The sequence below is a fragment of the Pseudonocardia sp. CA-142604 genome (genome assembly GCF_050948475.1).
In the GTDB taxonomy this organism is placed as follows: Bacteria; Actinomycetota; Actinomycetes; order Mycobacteriales; family Pseudonocardiaceae; genus Pseudonocardia; species Pseudonocardia alaniniphila.
In genome coordinates, this window is the sequence record NZ_CP192045.1 from 3,915,099 (window position 1) to 3,936,310 (window position 21,212).

Consider the following 21,212-nt stretch of genomic DNA (forward strand, 5'->3'; position numbering starts at 1 on the left):
ATCTATCCCTTCTGGAACACCATAAGCGGAACGAGCTGTTCGTGCGGAGTGAGTGACCCGTGTTGTCCGACGAACCTGCTGAGCCGTACCTCGGTTCGCGTCCGAGTCATGGCGAGGGTTCTTTGTGCTGCGACGACGAGATCGCCGATGCGCGGACGAACGCGGTCGTCAACCTGGGGCCCGAACCATCCCGCCGCGATGGCGTCGTCCCTGCGCAGGATCCACGCTCGGTCACCGAGGAGATCCTGCCAAGCGTCGAACACGTCGTCGGTCGCGCCCGATTCCGTGTAGACGTGCCGAGCGCGCGCCTCTCCACCCAGCATCCGAACCCCGTCTTGTAGCAGCGGTTCGTTGTCCAGGTCGACGCGATCGTCAGCCGCGATTTCGACCATGCCGTGGTCGGCCGTGATCACGAGCATCGCCCCGTGGGGGAGTCCGTCGGCGATCCTTGCTGCGAGTTGATCCACATACGCGAGTTGGTGACGCCATGGGTCGCTGCTCGGTCCGTAGACGTGGCCGAGCACATCGAGATCGCCGTGGTAGGCGTAGCAGAAGGCGCGGTCGTGAGCGCGGAGTGCCTCCAGCGTTCTGCTGGTGAGGTCGCCCAAGGTGTGTGCGCTGATGAACCGGCCGCCGCGCAGCACCGCACGACTGAGGCCGCTGCCGTTCTGGTCACGCGGAGCGACGATGCTGACGGCGACGCCGGCGTCGGCCGCGCGTTCGAACGCGGTGCGATGAGGTTGGAACTCCTCCGGCACGATCCGCGAGCGCAGGTCCACCGGGCGACCGTCAGCGTGACGATGCCACCCCAGAGCATTGAGCATCACATTGTCGGCAGCGGCGAAGGAGTAGCCGACGACGCCGTTCTCGCCCGGTGGTAGGCCAGTGCCGAGCGCGGCGATGCTGGTCGCGGTCGTCGCGGGAAAGCCTGCGGTGATGGGTTCACGCTCGGAGGCCAGCGACGACAGGAACGGGGCCTCGGCCTCGCGGGAGCGCAGCGACTTCCATCCCAGCCCATCGACCAGAAGGAGACAAACCCTGCGCGCCCCGGGGAGCCCGAGGATCGGTGTCATGTCCGGCACGCCGAGCCCCGCCAGAATCGACGGGACAACGTCCGCGAGTGCGGCGGCACCGTACTGCGGTACCAGAGGTTTCATCGGCCGCGAGCACGCTGTGCAGGCGTTGCGGCAGCTGTGACAACGAGTTGTGGGGAGATCTCGTCCAGTGAGCGGACGACGACACCGGCCAGCATGAGGGCGTTGTCGTCCGGCGGAAAGGCCACGTTGGGCACGGCGATGACGCCCAGACCGGCCGCCGCCGCGGACCGGAGCCCGTTGCTCGAGTCCTCCACCGCCACGGCGTGCGCCGCGGACACACCGAGCCGCCGAACTGCTTCCTGGTAGACGGCGGGGGAGGGCTTGCCCGCGCCCACCTCCTCGGTGGAGACGGTGGCCCCGAACGAGGTGCTGAAATCCGCCGACTCCAGCACAGCGTCGATCAATCTCCGCGGAGAGGAGGACGCGAGACCGAGCGGCCACCGGCTGCCCAGCCGCAGCACGGCCTCACGTGCGCCGGGGAGCAGGGGCGGTCTCGTGCCGTAGCGGGCAGCCATGCTGTCGATGACGGTGGTCGCGACCGCTTCCGGCCTGCTCGGGACGCCCACCGTGTCGGTCATATATGCGGACCACTCCGCCGTGCTCATTCCCTGCATCTCACGGGTCGCATCCGCAGGCCAAGGTCGTCCGGCCGCGTCGGCCACCGCACGGCGCACCTCGTCCCACAGCTCCTCGGAGTCGACGAGCACGCCATCGAGGTCGAAGACCACCGCCTCCACGCCGCCGCCTGGCATCGGCCCTCCTCGGTCGCCCTGTGTTCCGCAGCCCTCGCCGCGTGGACGGGACCACCAAGTCAGTACACCTGAAGCTGTGGCCTGGTGTGCGCGATCTGCCAGAGGTACATGCATGCGAGCGTTCGGTAGGGGCGCCACGGCTCCGCGATCTCTTCCAGCTCGGCGGGGCGAGGCCGCTCCGGCAGCCCGTACTCGTGCTGGACGCAGCGGCGTATCTCGAGGTCGCCGACGGCTAGTACGTCCGGGCGGTGCAGGTGGAACATCAGGAAGATGTGGGCGGTCCACGTGCCGATGCCCTTGACCGCCACGAGCTGCGTGACCACCGCGTCGTCGGGCAACTCGTGCAACTGCTCGAGGTCGAGTTCTCCGGAGACGATGTGCTCGGCGAGCGAGTGGAGGGATATCGTCTTCGCTCTGGAGAGGCCGGTGGCCAGGCGCAGCTCGTCGGGATCGTTGTCGAGGATTTCTCGCGGCGTCGGCGGACGGCCGCCGAAGCGCTCGCTCAGTCTCCGATAGATCGCGGTCGACGCGATGAGCGAGATGTTCTGGCTGACGATCGCGCGTATGAGCATGCTGTAGTGGTCGGTCGGGATGTTCGGATCGGTCGGCGCCGTTGGATCGGGCGGCAGCGTCAGCCGGGTGCCGCCGTTCTCGCGCACGACCCTGTCGATGATTGCGCCCAGTACGGGGTCGGCGCGGCGTAAGTGGTGCTCGGGAGTCGTCGCGCTCCGCATCATTCGGCCGATGGTACGCCTGCCCCCCTCGGAATCGGAGTTCGATCAGAAGGTTCATCAGTGAGCAGGCGAATGAAAGCGTCCGCCGCTGCGGAGCGGCCGTCTTTCTTGGTGTATGCGCCGAGTGTGACGGTCAGCTCGGCTCCGTCCAGGTGCAGCACGCTGATATCCGGCCTGTCGGACCCGACCGGTGTTCTGATGAATGCATGCGGAACGATCGCGACGCCGCCATGTTCTGCGATGTACTGCACGATCTCTCCCTCGAGGCCGAGCTCCAACTCGATGGTTCGATCGACCTTCGCCTCGTGGAATGCATCGTCCACTCTTCTTCGCAGGACGCTGTCGGCCCGAGACTCGATGAACGATCCTGATTCGGCGAGTTCGGCCAGGCTTGCATGGATCTTCCCGGCCAGCGGATGGGTCGCCGAGACCACCGCGATGAGCCTCTCCTTGGGCACCAGCTCGTGGAATGTGATCCCCTCGGGATACCGTGGCAGTTGCTCGCATATTCCGACGTCGAGACAGTCCCCGGCTACTGCGCGGATACTTTCGAAGGCGGTTGCGCAGCGCGCGGAGATGTGAATTCCAGGATGGGAGTTATGAAACTGACCTATGCTGCGAACGCAGTCCAGCATACTAGTTGCGGCAGGGCTGATTCCGATTCGTAGGCGGCCTCTGCGGAGCTCGGTCAGGGATTCGGCGTCATGCCTGATGGCGGTTACCTGCTCGATGATCATCCGTGCTCGGGCCAGCAGGATGAGCCCTCTTTCAGTAATTCGCACGCTTCGGGTCGTGCGCTCGAACAGTCTCGCTCCGAGTTCCTCTTCGAGCCGGGCAATCTGGTAACTCAGCACTGATTGAGTGACGTCACACCGCCGGGCTGCGCTGGTGAAGCTGGAAGTTTCGGCGAGCGCGATCACGTACTCCAGTTGCTTGAGCTGCAACTCATTCGCTCCGATTCAAAATGCGAGTCATCAAGGTGAGGCCAATCGACGTTTGACGGAAATCCTTCTTCATCGAAGGCGGATCATTTTCGTTTTGTGCTCCTGGTGAGGCCGCAGGCGCGGTCGGGTATTGATGAGCCATGGAGTCGAACGGCAGTACCCGAGCGCGGCGGTCCGGCCTGCGCGGAGGGGTGTCATCAATACGGGTCCGTTCCTGGTGGGGTGACGCACGGTGCCTTGACTGTCCATGTACTCTCGCGAATCACCTACGGCGCAAACTCTGACTCGGTTGGATATGAAGTCGAGAGTACATGGTTTTCTATCGCCGACCTGAAGGCAACTCATCGACCGTTGCGATTAATCGGACGGGCGAGAAAAACACTTGTACTTGTGGCACCGGCGATCGGGGTCGTCGGCCACTCGGTGTGCATGATGATCCTTAAATGCCCGTATTGCTGCCGTTCGCGGCAGTTGAGTGAGAGAGTGCGTCCATTGCCGTCGCCGCGATCGCCTCGAGGGCGGCGCGTTCGACGCCCCCCTGTGCAGCGACGCGGATTCCGGCGATCACGGTGTTGATGTACAGGGCCAGTGCGTCGGCATCGCGACGAGAGGCGATGTCGCCGTCGCGTTGCCCGGTCGTGATCACCGCTCGCATCGCCTCGAGGCGGCGCTCCACGTCGAGCTCCAGTGTCCTGGCTGTCTCTGTGTCCCGCCCGGCCAGCTCGACCGTCATGTTGACCGTCAGGCAGCCGAGACCGCGCCCGTCGCGCCGGTTTTCCTGCTCCGCCTCGATGATCATGGCGAACAAGGCGCGGATGCGTTCCATGGCCGACAGCTGCGGGTCGTTCAGGATGGCCAGGTGGGCGGCGGTCGTCGTCTCGATGTAGCGGGCGAGGGCCCGCTCGAAGAGGTCGTGCTTGCTGGCGAAGGTGTTGTAGATGCTGCTGCGGCCGAGACCGGTCGCCGCGCACAACTCCCTCGTGGTGGTGGCCTCGTAGCCGTTGGCCCAGAACGTTCGCATCGCCGCGTCGACGGCGCGGTCCTCGTCAAACGTCCTGGGGCGGGGCATCACCCGACGGTAACACGTTTTGGGACAAGCGATCCAATATCAGCTGCGACGCCGCGGTGGTGCCGGCCCCGCCAGGTTCCGATGTGGCTACCGGCTCAGGCGTGCCCGTCGCAGGCTGGCGGTCGCCCACCCGAATGCGCCGATGCAGCCCAGCGTGATCACCCCGAAGATGATGCCGAGCACGGTCTCGCCCTCGAGAAAGAAGATCACAGTGACGAGGGTGGACAGCACGAACGCAATGGTGGCGATCCCCGCGTGCAGCCGCAGCGCGCTCTGCCCGTCCGGTGTGCGCGCATCGCCGGCGGGTCCACCGGCACCGGGCACCGACTGGCTGGAGAAATGCAGGTGCTCCCACTTCGCCATGGGTGCGGGTACCCGGGTTGGCATCCCGACACACGACGGACGACCGCGAGGGGGCGGAGCCGTCGATTCGGCCCGAGGTAGCAGATGGTTCAGCGTGTCCGTGACGTTCCGCTGCCGGCTGTTGCATCGCGCCTTCGGGCGGAGCGGAATCGTTGCTGGTAAGGCCTCGGTGACACTCCGAGTCGTGCCACGAACGCGTGGCGTAACGATTCGGGGCACCCGTAGCCGACCCGCTCGGCGGCCTCGGCGAGCGCACCGACTCGATGTACGTGGTGGGGGTCGTGCCGAGCCCTTCGTGGAACAGACGGGTGACGTGGCGCGGGCTCATCGCGGCGAGCTTCGGGGTGGAGTGGTCGCCAGCCGGGTCGGCGGCCACGGCGTCGAACACGGAGTGCAGTGCCGAAGTCCGCGGACGGGGGCCGCTCAGCGTGGGGGAGAACTGTGACTGCTCGCGTCGGCGCTGGCGGAACACCACGAGCGACTGCGTGACCTGCCGCGCCGGCTCCTCGCCGTGGTCGTCCTCGAGCAGTGCGAATGCACGGTCGATCCCTGCGGATACGCCGGCTGAGGTGAACGTCGTGCCGTCGCGGCGAAGATGGTGTCGGGCTCCACGACGATGTCCGGGCAGCTCCTGGTCAGCGCCGCCGATGTGACGCCAGTGCGTGGTGGCGCGGCGGCCGTCGAGCAGCCCCGCTGCGGCGAGGATGAAGACTCCCGTGCAGATCGAGCAGACCCTGCCCGACTGTGCCGCGATGCTCGCGACGGCCTCGCGCAGCTCCGGGTCGACAGGGCGGGCCGGGAGCACGTCATCGCCATGACCAGGAGTGTCGAAGCGCAATCTGTCCGAAATCGTGCGATGTACGGCCACCCACGCGGGGGTCCGGCGCCGGCGGGGCGAGCAGGCTCGACGTAGAGCAGATTTACGTGAAAGGCGTAGCCCGTGGCTGAAACGATCACGAGGATAGACATTTCGGACACGTGGCCGGTCTGCGAGCCGCCGAACTGATCGGGAAAGCCGGCACTGCGCGTCGTTCGATCGCTACGGCCGGTTGTTCTTCTTCGCGATACCATGACATCGGTCCCGGAATGTGAGCTGCCAGCTGGTTCACGCAACAGAAAATGAGTCAGAAGAAAGGCCATGTGAATATGACTGCAATGACCCCGTCTCGCGCCGACTCCCGGCGGCGGACCGGCGTTGCCGAGCGCTTCGTTGCCCCGGCGCGGCTGGCGAGCAACCTTCAGGTCGTCCTGGTCGACCTGATCGAACTGCATCTGCAGGGAAAGCAGGCGCACTGGAACGTCGTCGGTAAGAACTTCCGTGACCTGCACCTGCAGCTCGACGAGCTGGTCGACATCGCCCGCGAAGCCAGCGACACCATCGCGGAGCGGCTGCGGGCCTTGCAGGCGAGCCCTGACGGACGCTCCGACACCGTGACCGCCACCACCAGTCTGCCGGCCTTTCCTGCAGGCGAGCAGAACACCGCCACGGTGGTCGACCTGATCACCGATCGCATCGCCGCTGCGACCGCGACCATGCGGACCGTTCACGACGATGTCGATGCGGACGACCCGTCCAGTGCCGATCTGCTGCACGCGATCATCGATGATCTGGAGAAGTACGCCTGGATGATCAGCGCGGAGAATCACAGCGCCTGACGGAGTGAGTGCGGCAGCGATTGCGGCCGGGTTTGATCAATCGGAAGTGATGACTTCCATCGCGACGCCATAACGGGTGTCGATGCTTGCGCCGACCGGACGAGCCAGGGCTGCCAGAAACTCTTCCGGGTCGCTCATGGCGTCCGAATCGCCAAGGCCGCGCAGATACTCGGAGTGCGCCCGCAGTGAGGAGACCCCGGCATCGAACGTGTCGGTGACGTCCACGGCGTGTGTTGCGATCGGACTCCAGGGGACCAGGATCTGGGAGGCGCGCCAGGGTGCGAGTCCTTCGTCGGCGAGCTCGCGGAACACCCACCTGTTGGCCGCGTCCCGCACCCCGTCGATCACCGCCCGACCGAGCGCGATGTGGTCGGCCTGGTTGTAGACGCCGGGGCTCCAGGTCTCATGGTGGTTGCCGGTGATCACCGCGTCCGGCTTGTGCCGCCGCACGGCCCGGGCGATGTCCCGGCGAAGGTCGAGCCCGTACTCCAGCACGCCGTCGGGGTAACCGAGGAACTCCACGGTGTCCACGCCGACCAGCGCCGCGCCCGCGCGTTCCTCGGCCTCTCGCAACGGACCGCAGCGTTCCGGCTCGATCCCGTCGATCCCGGCCTCGCCACTCGTCGCGAGGCAGTACACGACCTGCTTGCCCTGCGCTGTCCATCGCGCCACCGCGGCGGCTGTGCCGTACTCGAGATCATCCGGGTGCGCGACGATGGCCAGCACACGGGAGAAGGACTCATCCAGTAGCTGGAGAGGCTTGTCCATCGCCGATCACCCTCGGCCGATCACTGTCTGTCGGCCACGTCGGCGAAGGCTTGCCGGCTCGCTCTCGTTCACGGTCGAACCCCTCCGTCGCTGGCATGGATCACCGACGCTATCGGCAAATGGCGCCGATCGAGAAGTTCGTCGGGAACACGCGCCGGCGCGTCGTGCTGCGGGGCGGCTACGGCGCGGGGATCCCGCCTGGGGCGCTCCGCCCGGCATTCGTGATCATGGCATTGCTCACGAGGCGTGTACCGGCTGCACGGAGACGGCCGGTGCCGGAGGAATGGAGTACGACGGTGCCTGAACGCGGGGTGTGGACATGAGGGCCGGGATCGTCATCCTTCCCGAGTACCGATGGGCGGACGCGAAGCGCCGCTGGTGTGCGGCCGAGGAGTACGGGTTCGACCACGCGTGGACCTTCGACCACCTGGGATGGCGCTCGCTGGTGGACGGCCCGTGGTTCGGCGCGGTGCCGACGCTCACCGCCGCCGCAACAGCGACCACACGGATCCGGCTCGGCACGCTCGTCGCATCACCGAACATCCGCCACCCCGTTCCGTTCGCGCGGGAGCTGACGGCGTTGGACGACATCTCCGACGGACGGTTCATCCTCGGCGTGGGCTCGGGGAGCGACGGCGACTACGACTCACGGGTCTTCGGCGTCCGTGAGCGCTTGTCCGGCAGGACCCGTCGGTTCGCCGAGTTCGTCGAGCTCCTGGATGCGCTGCTGACCACCGACACGGTCAGTTGGAAGGGCGAGTTCTACGAGGCGTTCGAGGCGCGCAGGGCGCCCGGTTGCGTCCAGCAGCCCCGGCTGCCGTTCGTCGTGGCCGCAGACGGGCCGAGAGCGATGGCGGTGGCCGCCCGGTTCGGGCAAGGGTGGATCACCATGGGCACCCGCGCCGCTCCGAGCCTCGACGAGTGGTGGAGCTCCGTCGCAGCGGCTGCCCACCGGTTCGACGACGTTCTGGCCAGGGAGGGCAGGGATCGGGGAGAGGTCCAGCGCGTCCTGCAGTTCGACTCGGCACCGGTCTACGCGCTGTCCTCCGTCGAGTGCTACCGGGACTTCCTCTCCCGGGCGGACGAGCTCGGCTTCACCGACATCGTGGCGCCCTGGCCGCGCGTGGATGGTGTCTTCGCGGGCCGTGAGGACGTGCTGGAGGACATCGCGGCGCAGGTTCTCCCCAAGCTGTGATCCGGATGATCTTCGCGGTCCCCCGGTGAGCCGATGGGAAAGCCTCCGACGCGCACGATGCGCCGGCGCTCGGACCGGCGTCACCCCGTCGGCGCGGTGCTGCGTGGCGCGGGCCGGCACCGACAGCGAAGGTTCGACCCTTGCCTGCCGCTGTGCCGGACGCTGTGCCGTCCAGCGCCTCTCAGTGCGCCTTCGCACCGCGCCAGGCCCGGCCGACACAGCTTCCGAGGGCGCGTGGGCACCGGCAACAGGTCCCTGCGCTCACTGCTGACCGTGCGGCGGCCGAGGCCGGCGTGTTCGGCATGGGCCGCCGCACCGAGTGTTCTGCCACCGGCGACTAGCGTCCTGCGGCGGTGAGTTGGGCGTCGAGTCGTGGGTAGACGCGGCGGGTGTTGAGTTCGAAGATCTTGCGTCGGTCGTCCTCGGTGAGGCCGAGTTGGTCGATGTAGCGTTTGGTGTCGTCCCAGTGGTGGCCGGTTTCGGGGTCGATGCCGCGGACGGCGCCGATCATTTCCGAGGCGAACAGGATGTTGTCGGTGTCGATGACCTCGTGGAGCAGGCGCACGCCGGGCAGGTGGTAGACGCAGGTGTCGAAGAAGACGTTCTTCATCACGTGCTCGTGCAGCGGGGGGCGGCCCAGTCGGTCGGCCAGTCCGCGGTAGCGGCCCCAGTGGTAGGGCACTGCGCCGCCGCCGTGGGGGATGACGAATCGCAGGGTGGGGAAGCGGGTGAACAGGTCGCCTTCGATCAGCTGCATGAACACGGAGGTGTCGGCGTTGATGTAGTGCGCGCCCAGGGCGTGGAAGGCCGGGTTGCACGAGGCGGAGACGTGGATCATCGCTGGGACGTCGAGCTCGACCAGTGCTTCGTAGATCGGGAACCAGTAGGGGTCGGTCATCGGGGGTGAGGTCCAGTGCCCGCCGGAGGGGTCGGGGCTGAGGTTGGCCCCGACGAACCCGAGCTGTTCCACGCACCGGTGCAGCTCGGTCACGGAGTCATCCAGGGATCCGCCGGGGGTCTGGGGCAGTTGGCAGACTCCGATGAAGTGCTGGGGGAACAGCCCGACGACCCGGTGGATGAGGTCGTTGTTGACCCGGGCCCATTGGCGGGCGACGTGGGGGTCGGGGACGTGGTGCTGCATGGCGGATGCGCGTGGGGAGAAGATCATCATGTCGCCGCCGCGTTCGCGCAGCAGCTTGAGTTGGTTGTTCTCGATGGCGTCGCGTACGGCGTCGTCGCTGGGGTCCGACAGCGCGGGCTCGGGTAGCGAGGGGTCGGCCAGGCGGGCCAGCTGGGCGCTGCGGAAGTCGGTGTGATCGGTGGGGACGGTGGTGAAGTGTCCGTGACAGTCGATGATCATCGGGGCGTCTCCTGTCCGGTGGGCGCTACGACCGCGCCGTTGCTGTCGGGATGATCGACGGAGAAATGCCCCGCGTCCGACCGCAACGTCGGCGCCACCACCAGGACATCACCGTCCTGGCACCTATTCGCCTCGTTGCGGATCGCGCCCCGGGAGCGCGTCGCCGAATTCGCCGCGGCTCTCATGAGCTTCTCCCGGCGGCGGTGAGGTCGAGGCCAACCCGCTGCTCGTCGACGCCGGCCAGCCAGCGGCTGTTGTGCACCGCCATGAGCCGTATCTCGTCCTCGGTGAACCCCGCGGCGAGCAGCCGGTCGGCCAGCAGGGCAAGCCCGTCCTCGACGGGAGGGTTGAACGGCTGTCCGAGGTCGCTCGAAAGCACCGAGTGCTCTGGACCCACCGCCCGGATGTTCTCCAGCCACAGCTCCCACGAGACCTTTCTGGTGTACGGAGTGGTGAAGCAGCGCTCCAGTAACGCCCCCTTCGCCGCGAGCCGCCGCTGCATGTCTATCGCCACCCGTTGTGAGGTGAACTCGGGATGTGTGACGACGATGCGACGCACCCCCACGACGAGGGCGGCGTCCACAACGGTGTCGATCTCCGCCGCGCTGAGATGGCCGGTTGCCAGAGTCATGTCGTGCTTGGCGATGACTCGCAACACCTGCCGGGTGGCCTCGAGCACCCGCCCGTCGGAACCGACTACCTCGACGGGATCGGCCGCCATGCCCTCGTCCCGCAGCTCTTGCTGTAACTGCGCCCACATCGGCGGCCGCGCCCCCTCGGGATCGCGCTCGGTGCACTCGCGCTGATTGGCGCTGTCGACTGTTGGCATCCAGACGACCTGGGCGCCGCTGCGGGCTGCGAGCTCCACGGCGATGGGGTTCATTCCCCCCACCGAACCGTTCAAGGTGATGGCGCCGACCGCACTGAAGCCGGGTACCGCGGCGCGCACCACGGCAGCACGCTCCCCGGTCGGAAGGTAGTGCGACTTCAGCACGAACCCGGCCAGCCCGACCTCCGCGAATCTCGGCGCGAGCGCGAGGTCGTCGATGCGGCGGCGCATCACGTCCGGTGCAACATGAATGTGCACGTCGTAGGCGCCCTTGACAATTTCACGAGCCCGTTCCGAAGGTGTCGGATGATTATCCATGTCAGTCTCAATCGTCGTAATCGAAGTCGTCCTGAGTGCTTCAATCACACTCGTGAGATGGAGCCGTGTCGCAGTTTCCGCTGCGATGGGATCGCGGCTGCAGATAGCGTCGATGATCGCTTGGTGCTCGGGGAGTGAGACCCCGGGCCGCTCTGGCTGCATAGCCAGCCTGAACTGGTGGCGGACACTCTGGGCACGCAAGTGCTCCAGCACGCGCGCGGCGGTGGCCTGGCCACTGAGCTCGCGAATCCGCTGGTGTAGCAGGCGGTTGGCCTCCGAGTAGCCGAGTACGTCGCCGGCCGACACCGCATCCGCCATGCGGATGCCGATCCTGCGCAGCTCCAATGCCTCGGCATCAGTCACCCGTTCTGCCGCCTTGGCTGCACACAAGCCTTCTACGACCATCCGGACCTCGGTGATCTCGATGGCCTCGTCCAACGACACTGCCCGCACCCGGGCCCCGCGATGCGGAATGCGTTCCACGAGTCCTTCGCTGGTCAGCTGCAGCAGTGCGAAGCGCACCGCGCTGCGGCTGGCCGAGAAGCGCTCCGAAAGATCGGCCTCCACCAGGCGCTGGTCGGGTACGAACTCACCTCGCATGATCGCTTCGCGGATCATTTCCAGGACGGTCGGATGCTCCGGCGCCGGTTCATTCGGCTCTGAGCCGTTAACGAGCTGGGTGTCCTGGAAAGATCTCGGCACGTTTCTTCTCCTGTGAGGTGTGACGCCGGGGGTTCTCATGCGAAGCCCCGGCTTGTCGCCCTTGCCGCGGCGACGTACGGCACATCTCGCCGGGGGGTGCTACGCCCGGCCAGTCACTCGGAATCGATCCGAATGCAACGTCCGGGACATGCCTGGCTGGCCTCCAACACCTGGCGCTCGCTCTCGGGCGACACGGTCACCGCGCCCGCGGGACCGGCCGGGAGGAGGGAATCCCCGTCGTGCACCACGGCCAACCCGTCGTCGCCGATGGTGAAGACGATCGGTTCGAGCAGCTCACACAGGCCGGCGCCGGTGCACCTGTCCTGATCGATCCAGACCTTCATGACTTCCTCCCTCTCGCCATGGCCCATCACCCCGTCGTGGTGGCCGTTCCGTTCGCGATGAGCGCGCGGTACGACCCGAGATCCTGCGGACGGTTGACGGCCAGGGCACCCACGGTTCGGCCGCGAATTCATATGTCATGACGAAGGAACGTTCGGCCCGTCGGCATGGGCCGACCGGCCGCTGTCGGCACCTGTACTCCGGCCGACGAGTTGGAGATGCGTGTCGTACTGCCCGACCAGCCGAGGCAGTCCGCGGGGCATCGTCCCCGTCGCGATCACCTGACCGGAGAACGGCAGACTCACCGCCGTCCTGGGCGACCAGCTGATGTTCGAGGTCCAGCCCGACCGCACGGCGGCTCGTGAGCGTGTCGATCCGGAGGGATCCGTGGAGGGCCGGGTACCCGTCGGCCGCCGCCCGGGCCGCGTCGGGCAGGAACTGTGTGGACGGCGGCTGCCGGCTGTAGGGCCGGTGTTCCTCCCCGCCGGCGAGCAGTATCTCGCCGGAGAATTCTCGGCGCCGGAATGAACGAGCCGCGCTGAGTCCGGTGACCGAAGCGCCGACGACGGCCGCCCGGTTCGCCGGACGGCGAGGATTCCGGGCACGCCGGTCTCCCGCGTGGCGTTGGCAGCCTGTATGAATGGCGATTTCACCGTCACCGCGTTGGCTGGGTGGCAGCACGCGGAATCTCCGCGGTCAGTCGTCTGCTGTGTGGCGCACATTCTGCGCACCGCGTACGAATGTCGCGTGCGCGGGCGCGACATCTGTCGCGGTGAGGGGACCGATCCGACCAGCCATGGATGGTCGGTGGCCTCTTCGGTCAGCAAGTCGTGCCCCCTTCTGGTCTGCCCACATGCCCGGCACGGCCGTCACCGAATGTGACGAGCTGCGTCAGGGGCCGCCGCCGTACAGGGTCACGGAAGGAACGCGACCGCAATGCGCGGATGGTGACGATCCAGGGCCGGCGCCGACGTATGGCGCGGTTGTCTACAAGAATGTCGCCAATGTTGTCCTGACGGAACGATCTCAATGTCGCACCTTCGCTTCGAGTCCGTCAAGGGCTGCGCGGCCGTGGGTGTGCCATCGAAGTTCTTGCCGGGGTCGGTGCGACATCGCTGGTCGAGGGGCCTGCTCGTGCCGGCCGCCGAGGCATGACGCCGTCACCGTAGATCATGTACAGCCGTCGTAATGTCAGGACTAGTTAGCATTGCGAAGATCATTTTCGACCGAAACTGGGCGTTGACACGGCCGGTGTTTTCAACGATTCTCGTGACAAGATTGCTAACAATCCCGTCGTAGCGCAGTGCAGCGCCCTCGTCGTGAGCCGTCAGAGGCCTAGGGGTGAGCGCAAGCCACGCCGACACGACGGGGGAGGGTTGTTGCCGTGGGTGACCAGGTCGGTAGCCGCACTGAAGCCCCATCGTCGAACGCCACCGAACAACCGCCGGTGGCAACCGCAAAGGTCAAGCACTCTTCCCCTTCACGGGAAGCTCTTCCGCTAGCCGGAATCGCCAGATCTGGAGTGAGATTAATGGCGCGTCCACGGAAATGGATCGTGCTCGGCATCGCCGTCGTATCGATTCTTGCGGCGGCATGCTCCCCACGTGCGACGACGAGTAGCGATGACGCTTCTGCCGGCCCCCCACAACGCGGCGGCACTCTCACCTACCTGGCCAACGGAGTGACATCCACCTGGCCCCGAGGGCTCGATCCGGCCTCCGCCGGAGCGGCGCCATCACTCTTTTTGAGCGCCATTTTCGGCGGATTGTTCAAGCTGGCCGACGGCGGGAAGGTCGAACCTGATCTCGCATCCGGCTACCAGGTCTCCGACGACGGGAAGAGCCTCACGATCTCTCTGCGGCCGGGCGTGATGTTCCAGGACGGCACCCCGCTCAACGCCGAGGCCGTCGCATGGAACATCGACCGCGACCTCAAGACGGCGTGCGTCTGCAGCCCCTCCGCGTCGTGGCCGCCGCTCGCCGAGGGAGGCATCACGACGCCGGACGATCACACGGTCGTCCTGAACTTCAGCCGCCCGTACGCGGCTCTCATGAACGTCTTCGTCAGCACGAGCGTCAACCGCATCGCTTCCCCCACCGCGGTGCAGAAGATGGGACAGCAGGAGTTCAGCCTGAAGCCGGTGGGTGCCGGTCCGTTCGAGGTCGTGAGCAACGTCGTCAGCTCGGAGATCGTGCTCAAGCGCTACGAGGGCTACTGGAAGCAAGGCCAGCCCTACCTCGACGGACTCGTGTTCAAGGCGATCGTCGGCGACCAGCCGACCTATCAGGCGATCCAGGCCGGGCAGGCGCAGGCGAGCACGCTCACCACTCCCTCCATAGTCCAGCAGGCGAGCCAGAACGCGAACCTGACGGTCAGTCAGCAGGACGGCACGTCGCCGTGGCTGATCCAGCTCAACACGGCGGTCCCACCGTTCGACAACAAGCTCGCGCGTGAGGCGATCTACTACGCCACCGACACCGAGGCGATCCGCACTCATCTGCTCGACGGCCTGTACCCGGCGACCCAGTCGTTCACCGGGCCGGGAGGCCTCTTCTACCAGCCCGAGGTCCCCGGTTATCGCACCTTCGACCTGGACAAGGCGAAGCAGCTCGTCGCGCAGCTCGGGGGGTTGAAGGTCGACCTCTTCGGCGGCACGGACAAGGTGGCCACCGAGACCGTGCAGGTCCTGCAGAGCCAGTGGCAACAGGCAGGGATCGAGACCACCATCCACGCCTACGAGCTGCCCAGAACCATCCAGGAGCTCGAGGGCAAGAAATGGCAGGCGGCTCTGCAGAGCAACGGAGCTTTCGACCCTGGGGTGAGCTCCGGAGTACCGTTCCGGTTCCTCTCCAGCGCGCCGTACAGCGGGGTCCAGGACCTGAACCTCGACACCATGATCGGCCAGGCGGCGGCGACCCTCGACCAGACCGAGCGAGGCCGGCTCTACGGGGACGTCGCCAAGTACATCAGCGACGAGGCGTACGCGCCGTTCATGATCGCCGTCGCGCCCGCTGCGGTCGCTCGCAAGAACGTCCATGGGCCCGGGGTGTCGACCAAGATCCCGATGGCGAGCGTGTCGCTCCTCCCGGTCTGGGACGAGGTCTGGATCGAGAACCCATGACCATCCGCACCCCGGAGCCGGCTTCCGGGACCGCCGTGGACACCACCACTCAGGCGGGCCCCCAGCCCGTTCACGCCACCGACCAGCATCCCGGCCAGATAGCCGGGCGCGCGATGGCCGTCGTGCAGTCGCCGAGCCTCCGGCTCGCGCTGCGCAGGCTCGCCACCGCGATTCCGGTGCTGTGGGGCGTCACCGCCCTGACCTTCGTGGTGCTGAACGTCCTGCCGGGCAACGCCGCACAGCAGCTCCTGGGAGCGGAGGCGACGCCTGAGCAGGTCCGGCAGCTCACGGTCGAGCTCGGCCTCGACAGGCCGCTCGTGACGCGGTACTGGGACTGGCTCAGCGGAGTGCTCACCGGCGACCTCGGGCGGTCGCTGGCGAGCGGGCAGCCCGTGACCGAGATCTTCGCCGAGCGCCTGCCCGTGACCCTCGAGCTCGCGGTCTACGCGCTCGGCATCTCGCTGATCCTGACCATGCCGGTGGCGTTGCTCGCGACCCGCCGACCGGGAGGGCTCGTGGACCGGGTGAGCATGGCGGTCAGCATGGCGGGCCTGTCCATCGCGAACTACGTGCTCGCGCTCCTCCTCGTCATCGTTTTCGCGGTGTACATCCCCCTCTTTCCGGCGATCGGCTACGTGCCGTTGGAGGAGAACATCCTGGAGAACATCTGGTCGCTCACGCTTCCCGCGGTCGCGATCGGCTTCCCACTGTTCTGCTTCTACACCCGGCTGCTACGCGGCGACATCCTCGACCAGATGCAGGAGGACTACGTCGTCACCGCGCGTGCCAAGGGGATCAGCCCCTTCCATGTACTGACCCGCCACGCCTTGCGCAACTCCCTGTTCGGCCTGCTCACGATCGTGGGCCTCAATCTGGGGAACCTGCTCGGTGGCACGGTGATCAGCGAACAGATCTTCGCCCTCCCCGGCATCGGTCAGGAACTGATCCAGGCCATCAACAACCGCGACGTCATCGTCGTGCAGGCGATCGTGCTCTTCATGGCCACCGCGACGGTTCTCGTGAACCTCCTCACCGACATCCTGTACGCCATTCTGGACCCGAGGATCCGCTATGGTCAGCGCATCGCCTGACGCCCTCCTCCCATCGGGCGGCCCGCAATCGGACAGCACGGGTGCCACGCGGAGACGAACCCGCAGAGGGTGGGTGCGTCGGCTGGAGCTCGCAGTTCCCCTCGCATTGCTGATCGTCGTCTTCGGCGCGTGCTTCCTGGTGCCCGCCGTCCTTCCGGTTCCGGATCCGATCGGCGGCAGCATCATCGACTCGGACCTACCACCGCTGTCGCCCGGGCATCTCCTCGGCACCGATTCGGTGGGCAACGACGTGTTCTCCCGTCTCCTGTACGGCGGCCGCGTCTCGCTCGCCATCGCTGTGGCGGTGAACGTGATCGGCCTCGTGCTCGGCGGACTGCTCGGGGCCTTCGCCGCCTATCGGGGCGGTGTCATCGACGCGGTGATCATGCGCGTGCTCGACGTCCTGATCGCGTTTCCGTCACTGGTGCTCACCCTGGCGATCGCCCAGAGTCTGGGGCCGAGCGTCAGCCACACGATCTTCGCGCTCTCGTTCTTCAGCGTGCCGGCGTTCGCCCGTACCGCACGGGCAGCCACGCTTCGCCTGCGCGAGCAGACGTTCGTGACGGCGGCCAGGTTGAGCGGCACGGGAACCGGCCGCGTTCTCTTCCGCCACATCACCCCCAACATCCTTCCGCAGTTGATCACCTTCGCCCTGCTCGGAATGGGGATCATCATCGTCGTCGAAGGGGCCTTGAGCTTCCTCCAGCTCGGCGTGCCCCTACCCAGCCCCAGCTGGGGGAACATGATCTACCAGGGGCAGCAGAGCATCTCGACCGAACCGTTGCTCGTGCTGTTTCCGAGCATGTTCCTGTTCGTTTCCACCCTCGCTTTCAACCTTCTCGGAGACGCGATGCGAGCCCGCTGGAATGTGAGATGAGCGTGCTGATCCCTCCGCTCTCGACCGCAGCACCGGATGACCGTCGCGCGGCGGAGAGCACATTGCTGGAGGTGCGGGACCTGCAGGTGCGGTTCCGCCGTCACGGCCGCGTCGCGCGCGTGGTGAACGGTCTCGATTTCTCGGTGTCACCGGGCCGGACACTGGCGATCATCGGGGAGTCGGGCTCGGGGAAGACGGTGAGCTGCCGCGCGATCCTGGGCCTGTTGCCGAGCTTCGCGTCGGTCACCGGCACCGTCCTGTTCGCGGGTGAACAGTTGCTGGGCCTGCCGGAACATGAGATCCGCCGGTACCGGGGCGCCGATATCGCGATGGTGTTCCAGGATCCGGCGCGGTCGCTCAACCCCACCATGCAGGTGGGGAAACAGATCATGGAGGCGATCCGGGAGCATCTGCCGCTCTCCTCTGCTCTGGCACGACAGCGGGCGATCGAGCTGCTCGAACTGGTACGGATACCGTCACCCGGCCGGCGCTTCCACGAGTACCCGCACCAGCTGTCAGGGGGGATGCGGCAGCGGGTGATGATCGCGATCGCATTGGCGTGTCACCCCAAATTGCTGATCGCCGACGAAGCGACGACGGCCCTGGACGTGACGACCCAGGCCCAGATCATGGAGCTGCTCCTGGATCTCCAGCGTGCCCTGGATATGGCTCTGATCTTCATCAGTCACGACCTGGGACTGGCCGCGTCCTATTCCGACGAGGTGATCGTGATGTACGCCGGGCAGGCCGTCGAGCGCGCACCAACCCGTCGACTGTTCGAACACGTCCGGATGCCGTACACGAAGGCGCTGCTGGAGGCGATCCCGCGCCTCGACCGGCCTGCTCATCTCCAGCTGCCGGTTGTGCCGGGCCGGCCACCAGACCCCTCATCGCTGGGAAGCGGCTGTTCGTTCGCCCCCCGCTGCCCGCGGGTGGCGGACATCTGCTGGAACAGCGCCCCGGCCCTGACAGAACACGATGCAGAGCACTGGTGGGCCTGCTTCCGCCCGCACGGGTCCGGAGAAACCCGATGAACATCGCCGTCCCCCGGCGCTTTGCACGCGCAGATCTGAAACGCGAGGAGCCGACCGCGGAGTGCGCGGCCGATCCCGAGCGGGGGCGGGGTGCTCGCGAACCGCTGCTGGCCGTGCGTGACCTGGTGCAACAGTTCTCGGTGCGCACCCACGGCGGCGTGAGGCGCGCGGTCGTACACGCAGTGTCCGGTGTCTCACTCGACGTGTGGCCGGGCGAGACGTTCGGCATCGTCGGCGAGACGGGCTCGGGCAAGTCCACGCTCGCCCGGTCCGTGCTCCAGGCCCCTCGCCCCAGATCCGGCTCGGTCACCTTTGGCGGTGCGGACCTGACCTCCCTGCGCAGCGGCTCGCTCCGCGAAGCCCGGCGGCACATGCAGATGGTTTTTCAAGATCCCTTCGAATCCCTCAACCCGAAATGGCGGGTGGCCGACATCGTCGAAGAGCCTCTCGTCGCCCACCGGGTCGGTACCGGCACCGGCCGTCGCCGCCGCGTGGATGAGGTCCTCGATCAGGTCGGGCTCGACCCCCGGATCTACGGAAGCCGCAAGCCCCGTGAACTGTCCGGCGGCCAGTGCCAGCGAGTCGCCATCGCCCGGGCCGTCGTGCTCTCGCCCTCTCTCGTCATCTGCGACGAGGCGGTCTCCTCCCTCGACGTCCTCATCCAGGCCCAAGTGCTGAACCTCTTCGAGCGGCTTCGTACCGAACTCGGCCTGTCCTACCTGTTCATCGCGCATGACCTCGCCCTCGTCAAACAGGTCAGCGACCGAGTCGCCGTCATGTACCTCGGGAAGTTGTGCGAGACCGGACCCGCAGAGTCCCTGTACGGCCGCCCGCTTCACCCCTATACCCGGGTCCTCCTCGATTCGGTACCCCGACCGGATCCCAACGCTCCCAAGAGGCCCACCAGCCTGACCATCGATGGAGAGCCGCCCTCACCGACGGCACCCCCCACCGGGTGTCGATTTCGGACCCGGTGCCCTCGCGTCCAGCAACTCTGTGCTGACGAGGAACCCGCGCTGCGCGAACTAGGTGAAGACCACTATGTGGCCTGCCACTACCCATTCGCCGACGCCGGCCCGCCGGGACAGAGAGAAATTGATGAGTGAGCCGACGAAGTCCGAGACGACGAGAACGGTGTCCCAGAAAGGTCTCATGGTGGTTCAGGAAGGCATGATCTCGGCGAATGGGCGAGACGGTGTCGTCGAGAAGCGATCGACCCTGCCGTCTCTGTGGATGGCGCTCGTCGTCGAGCGGGCGTGCACCGAGATCTGGAGAGCGTGGGAAGAGAAGAACTACGTCAACGAGCTGCACGTGAACCCGGCGGTTTACGAGGCTGTGGCACTGGCAAGGCCCGGTGAGGTCGGCCGCGGCTATCCGCTGATGCTTCTCGGTTTGGAGCTGATTCCAGATAAAGCCGTGCAGATCTACGATCCGGTCGTCATCAGAAGCTGAGGGCAACTATGTCAATCACCAGCGCAGGTAACGCAACCGAGGAGGACGCATGCTGACGCCGGAAGAGAACGAGGCACTATGCCGCGTCGGGCCGGGCACGCCGATGGGTACCCTGCTCCGCAGGTACTGGGTGCCGGCCTTCCAACTCGCCGACCTGCCCGGACCGGACTGCGCTCCGATCAAGGTAACGATACTCGGGGAGAACTTCGTCGCGTTCCGGGATACCCAGGGGAGAATCGGTTTCCTGGACGAGCTGTGCCCCCACAGGGGCGCATCGCTCGTGCTCGGTCGCGTCGAGGACTGCGGCATTCGGTGCCTTTACCACGGCTGGAAATATGCCGTGGACGGGACGATCCTGGAGACGCCCAATCTGACCGGCTCCCGCTTCACAGAGCGTGTGAAGCACGGGAGCTACCCGGTCGAGGAAAGCGGTGGGCTCGGCTGGGTATATCTCGGCCCTCCGGACACTGCGCCACCCTTCCCGATCTTCCGCTGGGACGGGGCGCCGGCTGACGAGGTCGCGGTGACCGAGATGATCATGGATTGCAACTGGATGCAGGTGCTGGAGGGATCGATCGACTCCTCGCACGTCGGCGTGCTCCACCTCGACACGTTGGCCGTGATGGGAGCGGGGCCGCGCAATGTCGGCTCGTTCGAGTTCGCCGGCGACCCGTGGGACCACGACATGCCGACGCCCCCACGAGGTGACAACCCGTGGCCGAGTCATGACAACGCACCGGTGATCGAAGTCGAGGACACCCCGTTCGGGTTCCACTACGCCGCTGTGCGGAAGGCCGCTGACGGCTCGGGGAGCAAGTACGTCAGGATCACCGCCTTCGTCATGCCGTACACCGCCTTCGTCGGAGGGAGCAACGGCGCGGTGATCGTCGTTCCGAGGGACGATCACACCTGCTCGTCCTTCGGCATCTTCATGGTGCCGAAGGGCAGGGGAGGCTCCGCAGCGGCGAACCGGGCGGGTATCGACCCGAGCATCTGGGGGCCGGAGCCGGGCAATCGGCGCATGCGCATCCCTCCCCAGGACCGCGAGGCCATGGCGAATGGACAGAGCTTTGCCGGATTCCGCGGGGGTAACCGGGTTCAGGACGGCGCGGTACAGATGTCGTCCGGCCCGCTCTATGATCGCGCGAAGGAGCATCTGGTCCCGGCCGACCTCGCGATCATCAGGCTGCGACGCGTGCTGGCCGACTCGATCCGGCTCGTGGACGAGGGGAAGCCACCGCTCGGCCTGGGGGTCGGGTACGACTTCGCGCGCGTCACCGCCGCGTCGGCGACCATCGACGCGGATACCCCTTGGCAGGATCTGGTTGCGGGCAACCTCGGTACCCGAGAGGGGACAGCGCGGATCGGCACCTGACGTCACTCGTACGTCGTGTGGTGCCCCGGGCGCGGAGACGTAGCCTGCTTGATGTTGCCAAGGATCGGTCGGATTCTCGCCGGCTGACCACGGGGTTTGACCGGCTCGCCGCCCGGTGTGATCAGGCGAAACG

19 protein-coding genes and 1 pseudogene are annotated in these 21,212 nt (G+C 66.7%); 9 read left to right on the top strand and 11 right to left on the bottom strand.

Features of this window, described 5'->3' with window-relative positions:
* Positions 1–2: 2 nt before the first annotated feature.
* The 7 genes and pseudogenes from ACQPZQ_RS17890 to ACQPZQ_RS17920 form a co-directional block, all read right to left on the bottom strand.
* Positions 3–1,157 carry an alkaline phosphatase family protein gene (locus tag ACQPZQ_RS17890; protein ID WP_433297151.1) on the bottom strand — a complete coding sequence of 385 codons (1,155 nt, stop codon included), beginning with the start codon at positions 1,155–1,157 and terminating at the stop codon, positions 3–5.
* Positions 1,154–1,849, bottom strand: coding sequence for an HAD family hydrolase (locus ACQPZQ_RS17895; protein WP_433297153.1), 696 nt, complete (start codon positions 1,847–1,849; stop codon positions 1,154–1,156). Before ACQPZQ_RS17895 ends, ACQPZQ_RS17890 begins: the two co-directional genes overlap by 4 nt.
* Before the next feature lie 59 nt (positions 1,850–1,908).
* Positions 1,909–2,586, bottom strand: a complete 678-nt coding sequence (locus ACQPZQ_RS17900) for a DNA-3-methyladenine glycosylase family protein (RefSeq protein WP_433297155.1) — start codon at positions 2,584–2,586, stop codon at positions 1,909–1,911.
* Positions 2,583–3,527, bottom strand: a complete 945-nt coding sequence (locus ACQPZQ_RS17905) for a LysR family transcriptional regulator (protein WP_433297157.1) — start codon at positions 3,525–3,527, stop codon at positions 2,583–2,585. The genes ACQPZQ_RS17900 and ACQPZQ_RS17905 overlap by 4 nt, the downstream gene beginning before the upstream one ends.
* A gap of 439 nt (positions 3,528–3,966) precedes the next feature.
* Positions 3,967–4,596: a TetR/AcrR family transcriptional regulator gene (locus ACQPZQ_RS17910; protein WP_433299269.1), complete on the bottom strand. Its 630-nt coding sequence runs from the start codon at positions 4,594–4,596 to the stop codon at positions 3,967–3,969.
* A gap of 87 nt (positions 4,597–4,683) precedes the next feature.
* Positions 4,684–4,983, bottom strand: coding sequence for a hypothetical protein (locus ACQPZQ_RS17915; protein WP_433299734.1), 300 nt, complete (start codon positions 4,981–4,983; stop codon positions 4,684–4,686).
* A gap of 556 nt (positions 4,984–5,539) precedes the next feature.
* Positions 5,540–5,827, bottom strand: a pseudogene (locus ACQPZQ_RS17920) (DJ-1/PfpI family protein); the annotation flags it as partial.
* A 287-nt stretch (positions 5,828–6,114) separates the two neighbouring features.
* On the opposite strand from ACQPZQ_RS17920, the gene ACQPZQ_RS17925 reads away from it, so the two are divergent.
* Complete coding sequence (locus ACQPZQ_RS17925; protein WP_433297159.1) at positions 6,115–6,615, top strand: Dps family protein; 501 nt, start codon at positions 6,115–6,117, stop codon at positions 6,613–6,615.
* A gap of 36 nt (positions 6,616–6,651) precedes the next feature.
* Here the strand turns inward: ACQPZQ_RS17925 and ACQPZQ_RS17930 are convergent, their stop codons facing one another.
* A complete protein-coding gene (locus tag ACQPZQ_RS17930) occupies positions 6,652–7,383 on the bottom strand; it encodes a PIG-L deacetylase family protein (protein ID WP_433297161.1) in 732 nt (243 codons plus the stop codon).
* 319 nt (positions 7,384–7,702) lie between these two features.
* Here ACQPZQ_RS17930 and ACQPZQ_RS17935 point away from each other — a divergent pair, with 319 nt between their 5' ends.
* Positions 7,703–8,578 carry an LLM class flavin-dependent oxidoreductase gene (locus ACQPZQ_RS17935; RefSeq protein ID WP_433297163.1) on the top strand — a complete coding sequence of 292 codons (876 nt, stop codon included), beginning with the start codon at positions 7,703–7,705 and terminating at the stop codon, positions 8,576–8,578.
* A 337-nt stretch (positions 8,579–8,915) separates the two neighbouring features.
* On the opposite strand, the gene ACQPZQ_RS17940 is transcribed toward ACQPZQ_RS17935, so the two are convergent.
* The 3 genes from ACQPZQ_RS17940 to ACQPZQ_RS17950 all read right to left on the bottom strand — a co-directional run bounded on the left by ACQPZQ_RS17940 (position 8,916) and on the right by ACQPZQ_RS17950 (position 12,131).
* A complete protein-coding gene (locus tag ACQPZQ_RS17940) occupies positions 8,916–9,938 on the bottom strand; it encodes an amidohydrolase family protein (protein WP_433297165.1) in 1,023 nt (340 codons plus the stop codon).
* Between the two features lie 181 nt (positions 9,939–10,119).
* A complete protein-coding gene (locus ACQPZQ_RS17945; protein ID WP_433297167.1) occupies positions 10,120–11,787 on the bottom strand; it encodes a DUF6282 family protein in 1,668 nt (555 codons plus the stop codon).
* A 113-nt stretch (positions 11,788–11,900) separates the two neighbouring features.
* On the bottom strand, positions 11,901–12,131 hold the full coding sequence (locus ACQPZQ_RS17950; RefSeq protein WP_433297169.1) for a ferredoxin: 231 nt from the start codon (positions 12,129–12,131) through the stop codon (positions 11,901–11,903).
* A gap of 1,742 nt (positions 12,132–13,873) precedes the next feature.
* Between ACQPZQ_RS17950 and ACQPZQ_RS17955 the strand changes: the two genes are divergently transcribed.
* From ACQPZQ_RS17955 to ACQPZQ_RS17985, 7 genes are all read left to right on the top strand, one after another.
* A complete protein-coding gene (locus ACQPZQ_RS17955; protein WP_433297172.1) occupies positions 13,874–15,250 on the top strand; it encodes an ABC transporter substrate-binding protein in 1,377 nt (458 codons plus the stop codon).
* Positions 15,247–16,341 (top strand): ABC transporter permease, encoded by a 1,095-nt coding sequence (locus tag ACQPZQ_RS17960; RefSeq protein WP_433297174.1) that lies wholly within the window; start codon positions 15,247–15,249, stop codon positions 16,339–16,341. Before ACQPZQ_RS17955 ends, ACQPZQ_RS17960 begins: the two co-directional genes overlap by 4 nt.
* A gap of 73 nt (positions 16,342–16,414) precedes the next feature.
* Positions 16,415–17,218 (top strand): ABC transporter permease, encoded by an 804-nt coding sequence (locus ACQPZQ_RS17965; protein ID WP_433297175.1) that lies wholly within the window; start codon positions 16,415–16,417, stop codon positions 17,216–17,218.
* A gap of 71 nt (positions 17,219–17,289) precedes the next feature.
* Positions 17,290–18,252 (top strand): ABC transporter ATP-binding protein, encoded by a 963-nt coding sequence (locus ACQPZQ_RS17970; RefSeq protein ID WP_433297177.1) that lies wholly within the window; start codon positions 17,290–17,292, stop codon positions 18,250–18,252.
* Positions 18,249–19,358, top strand: a complete 1,110-nt coding sequence (locus ACQPZQ_RS17975; RefSeq protein WP_433297179.1) for an ABC transporter ATP-binding protein — start codon at positions 18,249–18,251, stop codon at positions 19,356–19,358. The genes ACQPZQ_RS17970 and ACQPZQ_RS17975 overlap by 4 nt, the downstream gene beginning before the upstream one ends.
* Positions 19,351–19,704, top strand: coding sequence for a hypothetical protein (locus tag ACQPZQ_RS17980; protein ID WP_433297181.1), 354 nt, complete (start codon positions 19,351–19,353; stop codon positions 19,702–19,704). Before ACQPZQ_RS17975 ends, ACQPZQ_RS17980 begins: the two co-directional genes overlap by 8 nt.
* A 49-nt stretch (positions 19,705–19,753) precedes the next feature.
* Complete coding sequence (locus ACQPZQ_RS17985; protein ID WP_433297183.1) at positions 19,754–21,079, top strand: Rieske 2Fe-2S domain-containing protein; 1,326 nt, start codon at positions 19,754–19,756, stop codon at positions 21,077–21,079.
* The last annotated feature ends 133 nt before the right edge of the window (positions 21,080–21,212 follow it).